Here is a 16,647-nt window from a genome sequence, read left to right on the forward strand (position 1 = left end):
ATAACCGCCCTGCCTGTCCCATGCGCTCCCGTCGCCCGATACACTCGGAAAACCGCAGAACACAACCCAACGAGGTTTTCCCATGACAATTACCTGCAACTTATATACCGATGGCCAGTGGCATGATGCTGAAGGCCAGGCCACTTTTACCCGCACCAATCCGCTCAGCGAACAGCCGGCTTCCACCGCATCGGCTGCGAGCCTGGCCGACGCCCGGCGCAGCGTCGAGGCCGCCGCTGCCGCCTTCCCGCAATGGCGCGACACGGCCCCCGCCGAACGTCGCCGCCTGCTGCTGGAGGCGGCGGAGCAAATGCAGCAACGTGAGGCAAAATTCATCGCCGCAATGTCGGCTGAGACGGGCGCGACGGCGCACTGGGCGGGTTTTAACGTTCATCTCGCCGCCGACATTTTGCGGGAAGCCGCCGCCCTCACCACCCAGATTGAAGGGCAGATTATTCCGTCGAATGTACCGGGCAATCTGGCTATGGCCGTCCGTCAGGGTGCTGGAGTGGTACTGGGGATGGCGCCGTGGAATGCGCCGCTGATCCTCGCCATGCGCGCGATTGCAACTCCGTTAGCCTGCGGGAATACGGTGATCCTCAAAGGAGCCGAGATGTCGCCCGCCAGTCAGGCGCTGATTATTGATGCCCTGGCTGCGGCGGGATTACCGGACGGTGTCGTGAACTATCTCACCTGCGCGCCGGAAGATGCGCCCGCGCTGGTGGAGTCGCTTATCGCCCATCCGGCAGTACGCCGCGTTAACTTTACCGGCTCTACGCCGGTCGGACGCATTATCGCCCGCACCTGCGGACAGTACCTGAAACCGGCAGTGCTTGAACTGGGCGGCAAAGCGCCGCTGCTGGTCCTCGATGATGCCGATCTCGAACAAGCGGCGGCCGGAGCCCTCTTTGGCTCATTCGCTAACGCCGGGCAGATCTGTATGTCGACCGAGCGCATTATCGTCGACGAATCGATAGCCGATGCCTTTATCGCCCTGCTCAGCCGCCGCGCGGCAACGTTGCCCGCAGGGCTGATGGGGCCGGTTGTCGATATGAAGACCGTTACACGCTGCAATGCGCTGATTGACGACGCGCTGGCAAAAGGGGCCCGGCTTTTAACCGGTGGTAAAGCCGACACAACCCAGATGCGCGCCACGTTGCTTGATGGGGTGACCCGCAGCATGCGGATATGGCAGGAGGAGTCCTTTGGCCCGGTAAAAGCCATTATCCGGGTGCAGGATGAGCAGGAGGCGCTGACGGTAGCCAACGAAAGTGAATACGGACTCTCCTCGGCGGTATACAGTCGCGACACCGCCCGGGCGTGGAATGTTGCCCAGAGATTGCAAACCGGCATTTGCCACATTAATGGCCCCACCGTGCACGATGAAGCGCAGATGCCGTTTGGCGGCTGCAAAGCTTCCGGCTACGGACGCTTTGGTGGCCGCGCAGGTGTTGCTGAGTTTACCGAACTGCGCTGGATAACGCTGCAGACCAGTCCGCGCGAACTGCCGTTTTAATCAGCGGATCTGCCGGTTGCCGATTCTCATCACCAGTTTAAAACAGCCCCATTGCGCTGCCGTTCCGGGGAGGGCTAACCGCGGAACGGTCGCATCGCCGTGACGACAGCGCGCCACAACGAAAGATGCTGATCTTTAACCAGCGCATCTCCTGCCAACCGGGCCGAGAAAGTTAGTCCCGCTACACGCCAGCGTCTTCGCAAGCCACGGCTGGCGGTTCCGTCCTCCGCGCGGTCGGGCAAACAAGTGATCACGGCGATATTTAGCCGTCCGCCTGCGTACCCCCGAAGAATTGCGCCATGCAATCGGCCAGGGCAACGGGATTCTCCCAGGCCATAGAGTGGCCCGCATCCGGCACCACCAGCAGCGGAATACCGACGGCGACAACGTCGTCAGCTTCCTGAGCCGGGAGCGACAGCTCACCGTAAATCAGCGCCTTGCGGCAGGATAATTGCTGAAAGCGGGCGAACCAGGACGGCGACGCCCCGTCGACCAGGCTGCTGGCTCCTCGCCATACTGCCCAGGGGGCGCTGTTTTGCAGACATCCGCTCCAGGGAGACGTTTCCGCTGCCAGCAGATCGGCAAAGCCGCGGGCGACAAACTCGGCTTCCGGCTGGGCGACGATAGCCCGACTGTACATGCCGCCGCCGGCATAAAGATTAGGTTCGGAGACCAGCAGAGCCTGGACGCGACGGCCCAGAAGCTCCGCCGCTTCAATGGCAATACTGCCGCCCATGCTATGCCCGAACAGTGAGCAGCGGGTCAGCTGCAGACTGTCAAGCCACTCCACAACAACCCGCGCCTGTTCAGCGATACCGTAACCAAAAGAGCCGGGCTTGTCGCTATAGCCAAAGCCCGGCAGATCGATCAGCAGGGCCCGCCGGCCGGAAAAAGCCGGATCGGTCGCCACGCCGGGATAATCATAAGAGGATGCACAACCCAGCCCGTGAATAAAGACCACCGGGTCGCCGTGCCCTGGGAAATCAAACCAGCGCACGTTCGCGCCAGCGAATGAGGAAAAATAGCGCTTCATAAGGTTGCCCCGCCAACAGTTACTGTGTTTTTATACAGCAATATTGTGGCGGTTGCCATCGCTTTATGCTGTCAGAATAAAGAGACCAGCAGCGCCATCGGAAAGCTAAACGGCCAGGTGGCGCCGATCAACAGAGCGGCCAGCAGGCGAATCAAACGGCTCTCTTTTGTCAGAAACCAGCTAATGATTGCACAAATACATCCCATAACTGCATAAAAAACCAGCATTTTCTGGTATAAGGTCATTCTTCTTCCTTCCCTGATAAGCCCCATTATGATACGGAGATGCGTGGCAGCAGAAGTGCGACACAGTCCGCAAAATCACACAATGAATCGCACGCTTAATCAGCGGAAAACAACCAATTCATCCTTGTCTGATAGCACTTCCTTTCGCCTCGTACTATACCTGTAGAGGCTTACTCATAAAGGTGGCGTTATGGATGTTTCCAGCAAAACCGTAATTCTGATTAATGTCGGCGTAGCTTTCGCGCTTATCAGCCTGTTATCTGTTCGTTTTGGTTGGTTTTAGTGATTTTATTCAGCAAAGAAACCTAAAAAAGCAGCCTCTGCGGGCTGCTTTTTTACGCTTTAATCGCGACGGTTTTATCCGCGCGGGTCTGAGCCTGAAGCTCGGCATTAGCCTTCATATATTCAGGGTCATAGCCAGGCAGCAGATTAACTTTTTCATTATCCCACTCAGCCGCCGTACAGACGGATTCGCTGACCCCCTGCTGTTCACACAGGCTAATACGCCGGGCAGGTAAATTGCCATACAGAATTGCCGTGGCGCAGGCCACTGACAGAAAAAAAGCTATTTTTTTCAAAACAAGATCAACGTCGAAGTAACAAATTATGACAAATGTTCGCATGAGCCAGCCTGTAAAGTCAAACCTCAAGCATCCTTTTACCCCCAGGCCGCCGCGGCCAGACAGCGTTTCTTAGCATTTTTCTACACCATGTAGTGGAACAAAATGTCGCGGAACAAAAAGATGCCTCCGCGGATATCCCTTCATTCTCCCCCTTTCATCTCTGCAGGTTACTGGACAATATGAACAATTTGTCGTCATTTCCTCTATGAAAACAATCTGGTCAGGTGAAATTAAAAAGAAAATAACTGTCTGATACCTTACATGAGGTTCCGAAGAGTTCGATGAATAATAAAAATAGTGTATAAGAACAAACCTAAAAAACATCATAAATTATACGGTAAATTAATGATGGATAATAAAAAAACCTATAGGAAGTTGACTAAAAATGCGGAACAACTTAAACGCCAGCCCAAAAAACCAGCAAGAAAAAACACACCAATACATTGATTAATAACAAATAATTAAATCAACCCTGTCTTTTCAACAGTGACTGACAATGCACTTATCAGTAAATATCATTTGCGTTATCACCCTTTAGAAATTACATTTTAACTGCATATTTTGACCTTTTTTGTTTTTACTCATTTATTTTGGGGTGGTACATGTCTGGAATTATTGTGCTTATTGTGGCACTGCTATTGCTGGTAATTGCAGCGTATAATCTGGTCTCTTACATTCGCGACCGTCGTCAGTCTGGTTTACCGACCAAAAAATCAAAGCGATAGCACGACACGCGCGTGACAACATCGTGCGAATAGGCCACAAACGTTTTGCTCACTGCAACTTCATGCGCGATAAATAACACTATAGTTTATGCGGGAAATAGATCGTTCAGCCCTCTCTGCGCCCTTCTCTCACCTATTGTGCCGACGTGGTACACAGCAACAAAAAACCCCTGTATTCAGTACAGGGGTTTTATTGTGGATTGCCGCAGCAGCGGATATATCATCTGGATTCGCTCTCTGTCTCTCCACGCTGACAGGCAGGTTACGCGCCCCACCCGGCGCTTATCTCCGGCACTCATTGGCTTAGCTCTTGAAGGGGCGTAAGAATATTCTCATATTTCGCTGTCTCTGTTTTAGCAATTACTGCCATTGTGACTATTAGCAAGCTAATGCACTCGATGAGTGACTATCCCGTCCGTTACAAGCTCGCGATCGCGCCATCAGCGTCACCCGGCCACCGCCTCATACTCACGGCCGACCTCTGAAGGTTGTGCCCGCAGCAGCGGGCATAAAAAAGGCCGCCCCGGCGACCTTTATCTTTCACATCAGCTTGATTCTGACGTCGTATCCGTCAAGACCCGACATGGTTTCATGAGCAACAAACTCAATTTCAGAGACTTCTTGCCCCGTTTTCTTGCGCAGTTCTGCAATCTTTTTGCTAATCAGCGCCGAGATCTCTTCTTCAGCTTTACGAGTCAGCTCTTCGCTTTTCATTGGTCAACTCTCCTTGAATTTCACGATGTCGTATAGCGTAAGGGTTGTCCCGCGTTAGCCGAAAGCCAACCCTAATCCATTATAAACAATAGGTTATCTTCCTTGAAGCTGTTTTTTGCCATCGGTTATTTAGTGATATCAGGCCCTGTATCACAACGCCATTTTTTAAGCATAGTACGCCCATCCTGCAGAGGAAAGGAGATGGTGGCGACGCCATTTTTGCGGTTGAAGAGAACTTCGGATTGGTCCAGGTCTTTGGCATAGATGGTTCCTTCCGCATCGCTAAAATTGTCGGCGCCATAAGCTCTTACATACCAGCCATCTATCTCGATCGATGCAAATTGCTGCCATGTCGTGTCAATTCGCCGCAGCCACCCCGCTGAAAAGCTGCCGATGGCCGGACTATCAGCCAGGATGATGTTTTGATCCACCAACATGCAGTTGAGTCGCCTTTTTTCCGTGTATTCAGCATTGTCCGCGCCTGCGGCTGATGAAAGGATTGGCATAGCCATCACTATGGTCGCGAGTAAAATGCGGTACGCAATATATTTATCTGACATAACCTGTATAAATTAAATTATAAACTGAAAATATAGCATAAAAACAGAATAAATAACCATTAGGATGCTATTACACTCTGCCAGCGCCCTACAGAACGACAATGTTTTGCGATGAACAGGAAAACTGATAGCCATTTCCCGACTTTGCTAATGTATTTGCATGTGAAAACAGGCAATATTTAGCGTTAGATTGGCGGCCAGTATTTCATCGGCCCCTTCAGATTGTCACGACAAGGAACAATGAATAATGGCGCGGACCTATTTTCTCGGTTGCCTCCTGCTTCTGGCCGCTTCATCCGCCGATGCGGGATGCTGGGTTATTGAAAACTTGCGGGGTTCTGGCGCCCATGAGTACGATCAATATGCCATTAAAAACGATGGTTTCGCGGGAAAAGTGTTTGTGGTGAACATTGATAAAAAATCCCCTTCCGTCACCGACAGCATCATGAATTACACCGTGGTAAGTCCAACGGCCATGACGGGAACCTATGCCACGGATCTGGGACTGACTATCCAGACATGGCAAATTTCCACCGATGAGACAAAAGCGCTAATGACGCTTAACAGAACCAACAAAAATAACGTCTTACAGGATGCCGTCGCATCTTTTATCGGCGATGTTAAAGCCAGATGTGATCATTAATCTCTTCTCTTGCTGCGCTATATAGACAGTTCAGTTAGCCATAGCGCGACGACAATCTCCGAATGGCACCCTCGCAATTCACGGTTCAGCGGTTTATCTCCCCATCGCGCGGCGGCAGTAAAAAAACCGCCCGCAGGCGGCTTTTTATCTCTATGCCGGCAACAGGCACCCGGCTTCTGTCGGCACTTAGTGTTTTATCATCACATGACGCACGACGGTGTAGTCTTCCAGACCATACATCGACATATCCTTCCCATAGCCGGAGAGTTTCTGTCCGCCGTGCGGCATCTCGCTGACCAGCATAAAGTGGGTATTAACCCAGGTACAGCCGTACTGCAGACGCGCGCTCAGACGATGAGCCCTGCCCACATCGCGGGTCCATACCGACGAAGCCAGGCCGTATTGGGAATCATTGGCCCATGCCAGCACCTGATCTTCATCGCTGAACGAGGTCACGCTGACCACCGGACCAAACACCTCACGTTGAACAATATCATCATCTTGCCTGGCGCCCGCCAGCAGCGTCGGTTGATAGAAATATCCCTTGCCAGTCGCCGGGCTTCCTCCGGTCACCACCTGGATATGCGGTAATGCGCGGGCAGCTTCAACGGCTGCGCTGACCCGCTCCAGATGCGCCTGCGAGCTCAGCGGCCCCAGTTCAGTAGCAGGGTCGTCCGGCTGGCCAATTTTCAGCGTAGCCACGGCCGCGCCCAGTTTCTCCACCAGCCGATCGTAGATACCCTGCTGGGCATAAATACGGCAGGCTGCGGTACAATCCTGGCCAGCATTATAAAAACCGAAGGTCCTCACCCCCTCCACGACGGCATCGATATCCGCATCGTCAAACACGATCACCGGCGCTTTGCCGCCCAGTTCCATGTGCGTGCGTTTTATCGACGAGGCCGTATGGCCGATAATATGGGCGCCGGTGGCAATCGAGCCGGTGAGCGACACCATGCGCACCTTCGAATGGCCGGTCAGCGGATCGCCCACGGTTTTACCACGACCAAACAGCACGTTCAGCACGCCGGCAGGGAGAATCTCTCTGGCCAGCTCAGCCAGCTTCAGCGCCGTCAGCGGCGTAATCTCTGACGGTTTGATGACCACGCAGTTGCCGGCTGCCAGCGCCGGCGCCAGCTTCCACGCCGCCATCATTAACGGATAGTTCCACGGTGCGATAGAGGCCACCACGCCAACCGGATCCCGGCGAATCATCGAGGTATGCCCCTCCAGATATTCCCCCGCCGCCATACCCGGCAGACAGCGCGCCGCGCCGGCAAAGAAGCGGAACACATCGGCGACGGCGGGCAGCTCGTCGTTCATCACGCAGTGCAGCGGTTTGCCGCAGTTTAAGGATTCCAGCTTCGCCAGCGCCTCCGCGTGATCGGTAATCGCCTCCGCCAGCTTTAACAGAGAGTCCGCGCGAGTTTTCGGCGTCGTCTGGCTCCAGCTGACAAAGGCCCGATCCGCTGCCTCAACCGCCGCGTTGACCTGGGCCTCCGTGGCTTCTGCAATCTCCAGAATGACCTCACCATTAGCAGGATTGAATACTGGCACCATTTCGCCTTCACCCGCCACTAACTCACCGTTAATCAAAAGGTTATGTTGCATAGCATTATCCTGTAGAAATGAATTATTTACTGTTTTCAGCACTCATGTCGCTATCACGGGTAAGCCACCAGGCCCCCAAAATGGGTATCGTCGTCACCAGCATCACCAGCAGCGCGACCACGTTAGTTACCGGTACATCGCGCGGGCGCCCCAGCTGATTCAACAACCACAGCGGTAAGGTACGCTCATGCCCGGCGGTAAACGTGGTGACGATAATTTCATCAAACGATAAGGCGAACGCCAGCATTCCCCCCGCCAGCAGCGCCGATCCCAGATTCGGCAGCACCACATAGCGAAAGGTCTGCCAGCCCGTGGCGCCTAAATCCATTGATGCCTCCACCAGACTCCACGATGTCCGGCGAAAACGGGCGATGACATTGTTGAACACCACCACCACGCAAAACGTGGCATGCCCCACGACGATAGTGAGCAGGCCAGGTTCCAGATTGACCTCCTTAAAGGCCGTCAGCAGCGCAAGTCCGGTGATAATCCCCGGCAGCGCGATCGGCAACAGCAGCAGTAACGACACCGCGTTTTTGCCAAAAAACGTACTGCGCCATAATGCGCCTGCAGCCAACGTGCCAAGTACCAGCGCAATCGCCGTCGACATTGCGGCGATTTTAAGTGACAACGTCACGGCCTCGATAATATCGCTGCGCCCTGCCGCCTCGCTGAACCAGCGCAGCGTCAGCCCTTGAGGCGGAAAGCTAAAGGCAGCATCTTCGGTATTGAAAGCATACAGCGCGATAATCAGCAGCGGAAAATGGAGGAAAACCACCCCGCCCCAGGTGGCGACTTTGAGGAACAGCGGTGCCCGTTCAGAGTGCATCGAACGCTCCCAGGCGCTTCACGAACGCCAGATAAAGGGCAATCAGCACAATCGGTACCAGGGTAAATGCGGCCGCCATCGGCATGTTGCCGATCGCCCCCTGCTGGGAATAGACCATATTGCCAATAAAGAAGCCGGGCGGCCCCACCAGCTGCGGAACGATAAAGTCCCCCAGCGTCAGGGAGAAAGTAAAAATCGACCCGGCGGCAATGCCGGGGATCGCCAGCGGCAGCACCACGTGGCGGAAGGTCTGCCGCGGGCGGGCGCCAAGATCGGCGGAAGCCTGTAGCAGCGAAGGCGGCAAGCGTTCCAGCGCCGCCTGTACCGGCAGGATCATAAACGGCAGCCAGATATAGACAAACACCAGAAAACGGCCGAGGCCTGAGGTCGACAGCGTATTTCCGCCGACCGCCGGAATCGTCAGCACCAGGTTTAACACCCCCTCCAGCCCAAGATGCCCGAGAAACCATTGCGCCACGCCATCTTTCGCCAGCAGTAACGTCCAGGCGTAGGCCTTCACGATATAGCTCGCCCACATCGGCAGCATGACGGCAATATAGAAGAATGCTTTCATTTTGCCGCGGGTATAGCGAGCCATATACCACGACATCGGCAAAGCCAGCACCGCGCTGGCTATCGTCACCGACAGCGCCATCACCAGCGTGCGGACAATGATGTCGTAGTTCGCCGGATTAAACAGCGCTTTGAGGTTGGCGAGCGTCAGATCCGTGGTGACCGACATGGTGAAATCATCAAAGGTGTAGACGCTTTGCCACAGTAAAGTCAGCAGTGACCCCAGATAGACAATGCCGAACCACATTAACGGCCCCAGCAGGAGCAAGAACAGGCCGAGCGATGGCCTGCGCCAGAAGAGTGCGGACAGACGCCCGGACGGTGCGCGCGGAATGACCATCGTCATCTCAGCCCCCTTGTTCCAAAGGCACCATCGCCGAACGTGACCACGAAGCCAGCACCGTTTGTCCGGTCTGCGGCGCGCTGGATGCCATACCGCCATCGCTGTTCGCCAGGCTGACCAGCAGCTTGTCGCCATTCGCCAGCTTCAGTTCGATACGCGTTGCCGCTCCCTGGTACTGAACCGCCTGCACCACGCCCTGCACCTGAACTTCTCCGCCGCTGTTCAGGCGAATATGTTCCGGCCGCAGTGACCAGACCCCGCGCATCCCGCACAGGCGGGCGGCAAGATCGCTATCAAATACGTTCGCGGTACCGACGAAACCAGCGACAAACGCGGTTTTAGGACGCAGATAGAGGTCGTGCGGGGCATCAACCTGCTCGATACGCCCGTTATTAAAGACCGCCACCCGATCGGACATCGACAGCGCTTCGCCCTGATCGTGGGTGACGAAGATAAAGGTGATCCCCAGCGTCTGCTGGAGTTTTTTCAGTTCGACCTGCATCTGCTCCCGCAGCTTTAAGTCCAGCGCGCCGAGCGGCTCATCAAGCAGCAGCACCCGCGGTTCATTCACCAGCGCACGGGCAATCGCCACCCGCTGCCGCTGTCCGCCGGAGAGCTGTGACGGTTTACGCGTGTACACAAACCCGAGGGCCACCTTTTCCAGCGCCTCCTGCGCGCGAAAGTGGCGCTCCTTTTTGCCGATACCTTTGACCATCAGCCCGTAGGCAACGTTATCGAGGATCGACATATGCGGAAACAGCGCATAGTCCTGAAAGACGGTATTCACGTCACGCTGCCACGGCGGCAGCTCACTGGCCTTGTGACCGTAAATGGAAATCGCCCCGCCGGAGAGCTGCTCAAATCCGGCGATCAGCCGCAGGCAGGTGGTTTTGCCGGAGCCGGACGGCCCCAGCATGGAGAAAAACTCGCCATCACGGATCCCCATGTTGACGCCGTCCACCGCGCGAACGTCACCATAGAAACGTGAAACGTTGTGAAACTCTACCGCGTACGTCATGTTCCGCCTCCGGCCGATTACCGGCCGCCCATAATCGCGATATAGTCCTGCGTCCAGCGGCTGTAAGGCACGTATTTACCCCCTTCGGCCACCGGCGTTTTCCAGAATGCAATTTTAGAGAACTCGTTGTAGCCATTGGTTTCGCAACCTTTGTCACCCAGTAGCGCACTCGCCTTACAGCCTTGCGGAACCACCGGCAACGAGCCAAACCACGCCGCCACGTCGCCCTGTACCTTCGGCGTCAGCGACCAGTTCATCCATTTATAGGCGCACACCGGGTGTCTGGCGTCGCTATGTAACATCGTGGTATCCGCCCAGCCGGTCACCCCCTCTTTCGGGAAGACGGTGGCCACCGGCTGGCCGTCGGCTTTTAAGCCGTTGGCCTGGTATGGCCAGGCGCTCGAGGCCACCACGCCTTCATTTTTGAAGTCGCTCATCTGAACGGTGGTGTCATGCCAGTAGCGGTGGATTAACCCATGCTGAGCGCGCAACACCTTCAGCACCGCCTGGTACTGTGCTTCGGTCAGCTGGTAGGGATCGGTAATGCCCAGCTGCGGCTGGGTTGCTTTCACGAACAGCGCCGCATCGGCAATATAGATAGGTCCGTCGTAGGCCTGAACGCGCCCTTGATTACTTTTACCATCGGAGAGTTTTTGCTCCACAAAGACCACGTTCCAGCTGTCTGGCGGCGTCGGGAATATTTTCGTGTTGTACATCAGCAGGTTTGGCCCCCACTGGTACGGGGTGCCGTAAACTTTACCGCCGACGTTAAACCAGGCGCCTTTTTCAACGCGCGGGTCGAGGCTAGACCAGTTGGTAATCAGGGCCGTATTAATGGGCTGCACCCGCTTGCCCATAATTAAGCGCAGAGAGGCGTCACCCGAAGCGGTGACCAGATCGTACCCTCCTTTCGCCATCAGGCTGACCATCTCATCGGACGTGGCGGCCGTTTTCACATTCACCTGACATCCGCTCTCTTTTTCAAACTGGGTGACCCAGTCATAATTTTTATCCGTCTGGCCACGCTCGATATAGCCCGGCCAGGCGATAATATCGAGTCGGCCTTCTCCTTTATCCAGCGAAGCGGGCGGCTCAGCGGCCTGCGCAGTCAGGATCGCCATCCCCAGCGCATAGAGGCTGCCACGGGCAATTTTTTTGCTCATCGGGTGTTACTCCTGTCACAATAAAATTAGCGGCAGCCGTGCCGTAAAAATATCTCCCTTTTTAACCATAGACGGCGCACTTACGCCCCCTGGAGAAATTTATTCAGGTTGTGACAAGGGGCGCATTCCACAAAAATCGATGAAGACCTGGCAACAATATGGATTATAGACAAGGAGTTAGAGGCAGGATACGGCTATGCGTATTTCCTATGACCACGGCCGGTAAAATATTAGCCGGCCGGGTTTGATAATAATATTTAGTTATTTCATCAGCGGCTGTTTAGCGGTATATAAAAAATCAGTTCTTTAGCTCAGCTGCTCGCGAATAAGTTCGCCGAGTCGTTTAACTCCTTGCTCTTCTCTTTCTCCCCAGCCCCACGCGGTATTAAAGCGGAAAAAAGAGGTCCAGCTGGCGGTGGTAGAGAACATTTTCCCGGGGGCAATACTGATATTATCGCGCAATGCCCTGGCGCTCAGCTCACCGGCATCGGCCCCTTCCGGCAGTTCAAGCCACAAAAAGTAGCCGCTGTCGCTGTGATGGATTTTCACCTCGGCGGGCAGATGGCGCAGCAGCGCCTGCCAGGCCTGCTGTTTGCGCTCGGCAAGCTGGCGGCGCAGGCGGCGGAGATGGGCGTCATAGCGCCGGGTAGAGAGGTAATCGACCAGCGCCATCTGCATCGGCGAACTGGTGGAGAGCGTGCTCATTAATTGCAGCTGCTGAATACGTCGGGCATGTTTACCGGCCGCCACCCAGCCGATCCGAAAACCGGGCACCAGGCATTTTGAGAACGAACTGCAGTGCAGCGTCATCTCCTGCCGGTCCCAGAATTTGGCGGGGAGCGGTTTTTCGCGGCCAAAATAGAGTTCACTGTAGACATCGTCTTCAATCAGCACCACGTTATAGCGGGCCAGCAGATCCACCAGCTGCGCCTTTTTCGCCGCACTCAGGGTAAAGCCGAGCGGGTTTTGCCCGTTGGTCATCAGCCAGCAGGCCTTGACCGGGTAACTCTGCAACGCCTGCTCCAGCGCGGCTAAATCAATCCCCTCTTTGACATCCGTCGCCACCGACAGCGCTTTCAGCCGCAGCCTTTCCAGCGCCTGCAGCGCGCCGTAAAAACAGGGGTTTTCCACCACCACCCAGTCGCCAGGCTCCGTCACCGCCTGCAGGCTGAGATTCAGCGCCTCCAGGGCACCGGCGGTAATCACGATTTCATCCGGCGAAATGTTCATCCCCTGCAGCGCGTAGCGCCGGGCAATCGCGTGACGCAGCTCATCATTGCCCGGCGGCAGATTCTCAATGACGCTCATGGCGGTCGCAGTTTTGCTCACCTGCGCCAACGAGCGATTAAGCTGCTGGAGCGGAAACAGCCGCGGGTCGGGAAATGCCGAGGCAAAGGGCAGCATCGAAGCCCGGCGGCTGGCCTGCAGCACCTCAAAAATGTAGGTGTTGATATCGACCGATTCATCACGGGTCACCTGCGCAGGCGGTGGCGGCTGGCGTAGTCTGACCGGTTTTGGCGCCACGTAGTAGCCGGACTGCGGGCGGGCAATAATCCGGCCCTGGCTTTCCAGCAGCTGGTAGGCGTGGCTGACGGTCATAAAACTCATCCCGCTGCTGACCACCTGTTCGCGTAACGAAGGCAACCGATCGCCGGGTTGCCAGACGCCGAGCGCAATCTGTTCGGTCAACTGCTGCGCAAGCTGCTGATACTTTTTCATGAGGAGTCTCGCGGTTCAGGTTTGCGCCTATAGTATATCAGCCATGAAAAAATAGCCGTTTATAAAAACTGTTATAGCTCAGCCCGCGCCGACTTCCGCTGCCGACGCTATCGGCGCGGACGATTTTTTTAGATCTAATGATTAACAAATGAGTTACATGTCACAAATTGCGCGTAAAGCTTTCCCGGCACTTTGACACCCGCCGTTCAGCGCTCTAGAGTTCAGCCTACAGATTTTAGATTAGAGACTATCTGTCATTCATTAAGATGGTCTCTCATTGCCTTTCCTGTATGTAGCGGCCTTCTTTCGAGTATTGCAAAGGGGACCGCTATGTCTGTTCATAAAAATACAAGCAAAAAAAATATTCGCGGCATTGACGATATTATTCAGTTTATCGATGCGCAGCCGAATATTGCGGGTAAAGCCGGCATTATCTGGTGGCTGGCACTCGGTGGATTATTTTTAGACGCCTTCTCTAATTCAGCATTAAGCGCCGGGCTCAATCCGATGACCCGGGATTTACAGCTAAGCGCTACGGACGTGGCGATGCTGACCTCTTTTTCTTCATGGATTGCCATTATTTTTAATCCAGTCGGCGGCTGGATCGCCGACCGCTGGGGGCGGGTCACGCCGCTGATTGCGGCAAAAATATGCGCCGTTCTCGGCGCCCTTCTCGTCACTTTCTCTCCTGATTTCAATTTGATACTTACCGGCCGATTCTTTGTGGGCATCGCCTACGGCATGGATTTTGCGGTGGCGATGGCGCTGCTCGCGGAGTTTACCCCGGCGCGCTTTAAAAGCCGGCTCAACACCTGGCAAGGGGTCTGGTATGTCGCCGTCTGCTTAAATCTGGTGCTGGCGTTGTTATTTTATTCATGGCAGGTCGGCGATACTATCTGGCGCTATTCGGTGGCCGCAACGGCGCTCTGTGGAATAGTTATTTTACTGCTGCAAATACGTTATCTGGTTGAAAGTCCGGTGTGGTTAGCGCGTAAATCGCGCCTGGCTGACGCGGTCAAAGCGATGCAAAAAATATATGGCGATCGTTTTATTCTCGCCCCCGCCAGCGAACAAAAACCGATAATTGGCCAGGCGCAAAAAGGGATTAAAAACGTTGTGCTTATTTTTCGCGGCGTCTATTTACCGCGGACAATTCTGGCATCAACAGTGCAGATCTGTCAGTCGATTCAATATTTCGGCGTGGGCTGGTATCTCCCGGTCATCAGCGCCAGTCTGTTCGGTAAAAGCTTTGTCTACGCAACGCTTGGTTCACTGTTTTTTAACATATTCGGCATTGTCGGCGGTTTTCTGTCACCGTCGATCGGTCGTCGTCTCGGTCTGCGCCGCTCCTCCGCTATCGGCTTCGCCATCGCTTTTCTGGTGCTGCTCACTCTCGGTTTGTTCAGCGACCGCATGCCGCTGTGGGCGTCGCTGATGGTACCGGCTCTGTTTATCCTGTTTCATTCCGGCGGTCCAGGCGCCAACGGTAAGAGTCTCTCTTCTCTCTCCTTTCGCAGCGAATTACGCGCCGGCGCCAACGGCATCGTCGGTGCGTTGGGGGCGATTGGCGCCGCCATCGGTTTGTTTGTCTTCCCCATCTTTCGTGAAATGTACGGATTACAGTCGACCTTTTTGATCATGTCGGCCGTCCCGCTTTTCGCCAGCATCGTCTGCTTCGTTATCTCCTGGGATCCGACGCGCACTGCGATCCAGCCGGATAACGAACCTGGCGCGCCGCAATTTACCCCACTCTCCCGTTCCCCCCTGCAGCCTGTCGCGCAGGAAACCGGCCGAGGCACAAAATGAATTCACCACAAAACGTTATTCTGTCCATTGATGAAGGTACCTCCGGCACCCGCGCGGCGGTCGTCGGCCAGGACGGACAGGTTCACTGTCTGGAATATCACCCGCTTCGGGTCGTCAGCCCCCGTCACGGCGTGGTGGAACAAGATGCCAACGAGATTCTGACTATGACGCTGGCGGTATGTCGCAAGACCATCGCCGAAGCGCAAAGCCGCAACATGCACATTCAGGCACTGGCTATCGCCACCCAGCGATCCACCGCCGTACTCTGGGATCGCCAGAGCGGCCAGGCGCTGGTGCCGGCGATGGTCTGGCAGGATGCTCGCTACGCCCGGACACTGGCGGATAAAGCCGGCGAATGGGACCGACCGCTGCTGAATCACACCGGTCGTCCGGTGGGGATTCGCTCCCCTTACCTGTGGGCCGCCCGCCATATTGCCGATACCCCGGCGATCGCAGCGGCGCACCGGGCCGGACGCCTGATGTTTGGGACCATCGATAGCTGGCTGCTCTGGCATCTCACCGAGGAGCGGCGCTGCCTGTCCACGCCGACCAATGCCACCTCGGCCGGTGCCTATCAGCTGCGGGATCACCGTTACTACGCCCCGTGGCTGGCGGAACTGGCTTTCCCGAGCGGACTGTTACCGACCCTGGTCGATGATGGTGAGATGCTCGGCACCTCGCGAAAATCGGTGCTCGGCATCGCCGTGCCGGTACTGGCCTGCATGGGCGATCAGTTTGCCGGCGCCGTCGGGCTGGGCTGCATCGCCCGCGGTCAATCCTTGTGTATGCACGGCACCGGCAGTTTTGTCGATCTGCTGGTTGGCGACCGGCTCCCGACACTACACGAGGCCGGTGAAAGCACGCTGGTGATGACCGCCAGGCGCCAGCACGGTAAAGCCCACTATTCCGTCGAAACCTTCGTCCCCACCAGCGGATCCGCCCTTAACTGGGTGTGTGAAAATCTGGGCTGGTTCGACACGCCGGAGCAGATCAGCGACCTGGCAGCGCAAACCGCCAGCGCTGGCGGCGTAAGCTTTATTCCGGCGCTAACCGGGCTTCGCGTTCCGGTGCTGCAACCGCAGGCCCGCGCCTCGCTAAACGGGATTTCCATCTCCACCACCCGCGCGCAGATAGCCCGGGCGATTCTCGAAGGCATCGCCCATTCGGTAGCCGCCTGCATTCGCGCCAACGAACAGGCCACCGGCCTCAGCGTCAGTGAGCTGGTGGTGGGCGGCGGAATGTCCAACAGCGATATCCTGATGCAAATCCAGGCCGACCTGAGCGGCATTCCGGTTCTCAGAATGGCCGAAACGGCGCGCGCCAGCCTGCGAGGAGCCGCGTTTCTCGCCGGATCCGGCGGTCTGCTGTGGGACTCATTACACGAGGCCTGTCAGACCGTGCAGGTCGCCCGTCGATTTATGCCATCCATCGATAGTGAATGCCGTCGGCAGCAGCGAACCCTCTGGGAGAGCCGCATCACCCAGGAGCTGGCCACGGCCGCCACCTCATCCCACAATCAGGAGTAA

Annotated in this window: 17 protein-coding genes; 6 read left to right on the plus strand and 11 right to left on the minus strand. The window is 55.9% G+C overall.

Annotation, left to right across the window (positions count from 1 at the left end; translation table 11 throughout):
• Positions 1–82: 82 nt before the first annotated feature.
• Positions 83–1,516 carry an aldehyde dehydrogenase gene (locus OQV00_RS13720; RefSeq protein ID WP_103073168.1) on the plus strand — a complete coding sequence of 478 codons (1,434 nt, stop codon included), beginning with the start codon at positions 83–85 and terminating at the stop codon, positions 1,514–1,516.
• A 262-nt stretch (positions 1,517–1,778) separates the two neighbouring features.
• Here the strand turns inward: OQV00_RS13720 and OQV00_RS13725 are convergent, their stop codons facing one another.
• Both OQV00_RS13725 and OQV00_RS13730 read right to left on the minus strand, forming a co-directional pair.
• Entirely contained in the window at positions 1,779–2,549 is a 771-nt protein-coding gene (locus OQV00_RS13725; RefSeq protein WP_015584416.1) for an alpha/beta fold hydrolase, read from the minus strand.
• A 71-nt stretch (positions 2,550–2,620) separates the two neighbouring features.
• Positions 2,621–2,794 carry a GhoT/OrtT family toxin gene (locus OQV00_RS13730; RefSeq protein WP_004861568.1) on the minus strand — a complete coding sequence of 58 codons (174 nt, stop codon included), beginning with the start codon at positions 2,792–2,794 and terminating at the stop codon, positions 2,621–2,623.
• Between the two features lie 190 nt (positions 2,795–2,984).
• Here OQV00_RS13730 and yncL point away from each other — a divergent pair, with 190 nt between their 5' ends.
• On the plus strand, positions 2,985–3,077 hold the full coding sequence (yncL, locus tag OQV00_RS13735; protein ID WP_004861562.1) for a stress response membrane protein YncL: 93 nt from the start codon (positions 2,985–2,987) through the stop codon (positions 3,075–3,077).
• Between the two features lie 52 nt (positions 3,078–3,129).
• Here yncL and OQV00_RS13740 read toward each other — a convergent pair whose 3' ends face one another.
• Positions 3,130–3,372, minus strand: a complete 243-nt coding sequence (locus tag OQV00_RS13740; RefSeq protein WP_032717568.1) for a hypothetical protein — start codon at positions 3,370–3,372, stop codon at positions 3,130–3,132.
• Positions 3,373–4,019: 647 nt separating this feature from the next.
• On the opposite strand from OQV00_RS13740, the gene OQV00_RS13745 reads away from it, so the two are divergent.
• On the plus strand, positions 4,020–4,142 hold the full coding sequence (locus OQV00_RS13745) for a small membrane protein (RefSeq protein ID WP_086816685.1): 123 nt from the start codon (positions 4,020–4,022) through the stop codon (positions 4,140–4,142).
• Between the two features lie 540 nt (positions 4,143–4,682).
• Here the strand turns inward: OQV00_RS13745 and OQV00_RS13750 are convergent.
• On the minus strand, positions 4,683–4,856 hold the full coding sequence (locus OQV00_RS13750) for a GnsA/GnsB family addiction module toxin (RefSeq protein ID WP_004861555.1): 174 nt from the start codon (positions 4,854–4,856) through the stop codon (positions 4,683–4,685).
• A 125-nt stretch (positions 4,857–4,981) separates the two neighbouring features.
• Complete coding sequence (locus OQV00_RS13755) at positions 4,982–5,416, minus strand: hypothetical protein (protein ID WP_048024286.1); 435 nt, start codon at positions 5,414–5,416, stop codon at positions 4,982–4,984.
• A gap of 247 nt (positions 5,417–5,663) precedes the next feature.
• On the opposite strand from OQV00_RS13755, the gene OQV00_RS13760 reads away from it, so the two are divergent.
• The gene (locus OQV00_RS13760; RefSeq protein ID WP_044346615.1) at positions 5,664–6,059 is read left to right on the plus strand and encodes a hypothetical protein; all 396 of its coding nucleotides are present in this window, start codon (positions 5,664–5,666) and stop codon (positions 6,057–6,059) included.
• Positions 6,060–6,245: 186 nt separating this feature from the next.
• On the opposite strand, the gene patD is transcribed toward OQV00_RS13760, so the two are convergent.
• The 6 genes from patD to OQV00_RS13790 form a co-directional block, all read right to left on the minus strand.
• A complete protein-coding gene (gene patD / locus OQV00_RS13765) occupies positions 6,246–7,670 on the minus strand; it encodes an aminobutyraldehyde dehydrogenase (protein WP_015584419.1) in 1,425 nt (474 codons plus the stop codon).
• A 22-nt stretch (positions 7,671–7,692) separates the two neighbouring features.
• Entirely contained in the window at positions 7,693–8,499 is an 807-nt protein-coding gene (locus OQV00_RS13770; protein ID WP_004861545.1) for an ABC transporter permease, read from the minus strand.
• Complete coding sequence (locus OQV00_RS13775) at positions 8,489–9,418, minus strand: ABC transporter permease (protein WP_004861543.1); 930 nt, start codon at positions 9,416–9,418, stop codon at positions 8,489–8,491. The genes OQV00_RS13770 and OQV00_RS13775 overlap by 11 nt, the downstream gene beginning before the upstream one ends.
• Before the next feature lies 1 nt (position 9,419).
• Positions 9,420–10,433, minus strand: coding sequence for an ABC transporter ATP-binding protein (locus tag OQV00_RS13780; RefSeq protein WP_004861541.1), 1,014 nt, complete (start codon positions 10,431–10,433; stop codon positions 9,420–9,422).
• A gap of 17 nt (positions 10,434–10,450) precedes the next feature.
• Positions 10,451–11,596, minus strand: a complete 1,146-nt coding sequence (gene ydcS, locus OQV00_RS13785; protein WP_004861538.1) for a putative ABC transporter substrate-binding protein YdcS — start codon at positions 11,594–11,596, stop codon at positions 10,451–10,453.
• Between the two features lie 306 nt (positions 11,597–11,902).
• Positions 11,903–13,315, minus strand: coding sequence for an aminotransferase-like domain-containing protein (locus OQV00_RS13790; protein WP_004861535.1), 1,413 nt, complete (start codon positions 13,313–13,315; stop codon positions 11,903–11,905).
• A gap of 330 nt (positions 13,316–13,645) precedes the next feature.
• Between OQV00_RS13790 and OQV00_RS13795 the strand changes: the two genes are divergently transcribed.
• The gene (locus tag OQV00_RS13795; protein ID WP_266278753.1) at positions 13,646–15,121 is read left to right on the plus strand and encodes an MFS transporter; all 1,476 of its coding nucleotides are present in this window, start codon (positions 13,646–13,648) and stop codon (positions 15,119–15,121) included.
• On the plus strand, positions 15,118–16,647 hold the full coding sequence (locus OQV00_RS13800; RefSeq protein WP_032717388.1) for an FGGY family carbohydrate kinase: 1,530 nt from the start codon (positions 15,118–15,120) through the stop codon (positions 16,645–16,647). The genes OQV00_RS13795 and OQV00_RS13800 overlap by 4 nt, the downstream gene beginning before the upstream one ends.

This window comes from Klebsiella sp. DY2415, assembly GCF_026314315.1.
GTDB lineage: Bacteria > Pseudomonadota > Gammaproteobacteria > Enterobacterales > Enterobacteriaceae > Klebsiella > Klebsiella ornithinolytica.

Excerpts from the sequence above, each read along its gene's own strand:
- OQV00_RS13760 (WP_044346615.1), top strand. The coding sequence starts at position 5,664 with ATGGCGCGGACCTATTTTCTCGGTTGCCTCCTGCTTCTGGCCGCTTCA.
- OQV00_RS13755 (WP_048024286.1), bottom strand. The coding sequence starts at position 5,416 with ATGTCAGATAAATATATTGCGTACCGCATTTTACTCGCGACCATAGTG.
- OQV00_RS13795 (WP_266278753.1), top strand. The coding sequence starts at position 13,646 with ATGTCTGTTCATAAAAATACAAGCAAAAAAAATATTCGCGGCATTGAC.
- patD (WP_015584419.1), bottom strand. The coding sequence starts at position 7,670 with ATGCAACATAACCTTTTGATTAACGGTGAGTTAGTGGCGGGTGAAGGC.
- yncL (WP_004861562.1), top strand. The coding sequence starts at position 2,985 with ATGGATGTTTCCAGCAAAACCGTAATTCTGATTAATGTCGGCGTAGCT.
- OQV00_RS13745 (WP_086816685.1), top strand. The coding sequence starts at position 4,020 with ATGTCTGGAATTATTGTGCTTATTGTGGCACTGCTATTGCTGGTAATT.
- OQV00_RS13725 (WP_015584416.1), bottom strand. The coding sequence starts at position 2,549 with ATGAAGCGCTATTTTTCCTCATTCGCTGGCGCGAACGTGCGCTGGTTT.
- OQV00_RS13790 (WP_004861535.1), bottom strand. The coding sequence starts at position 13,315 with ATGAAAAAGTATCAGCAGCTTGCGCAGCAGTTGACCGAACAGATTGCG.
- ydcS (WP_004861538.1), bottom strand. The coding sequence starts at position 11,596 with ATGAGCAAAAAAATTGCCCGTGGCAGCCTCTATGCGCTGGGGATGGCG.
- OQV00_RS13730 (WP_004861568.1), bottom strand. The coding sequence starts at position 2,794 with ATGACCTTATACCAGAAAATGCTGGTTTTTTATGCAGTTATGGGATGT.
- OQV00_RS13720 (WP_103073168.1), top strand. The coding sequence starts at position 83 with ATGACAATTACCTGCAACTTATATACCGATGGCCAGTGGCATGATGCT.
- OQV00_RS13780 (WP_004861541.1), bottom strand. The coding sequence starts at position 10,433 with ATGACGTACGCGGTAGAGTTTCACAACGTTTCACGTTTCTATGGTGAC.
- OQV00_RS13775 (WP_004861543.1), bottom strand. The coding sequence starts at position 9,418 with ATGACGATGGTCATTCCGCGCGCACCGTCCGGGCGTCTGTCCGCACTC.
- OQV00_RS13770 (WP_004861545.1), bottom strand. The coding sequence starts at position 8,499 with ATGCACTCTGAACGGGCACCGCTGTTCCTCAAAGTCGCCACCTGGGGC.
- OQV00_RS13750 (WP_004861555.1), bottom strand. The coding sequence starts at position 4,856 with ATGAAAAGCGAAGAGCTGACTCGTAAAGCTGAAGAAGAGATCTCGGCG.
- OQV00_RS13800 (WP_032717388.1), top strand. The coding sequence starts at position 15,118 with ATGAATTCACCACAAAACGTTATTCTGTCCATTGATGAAGGTACCTCC.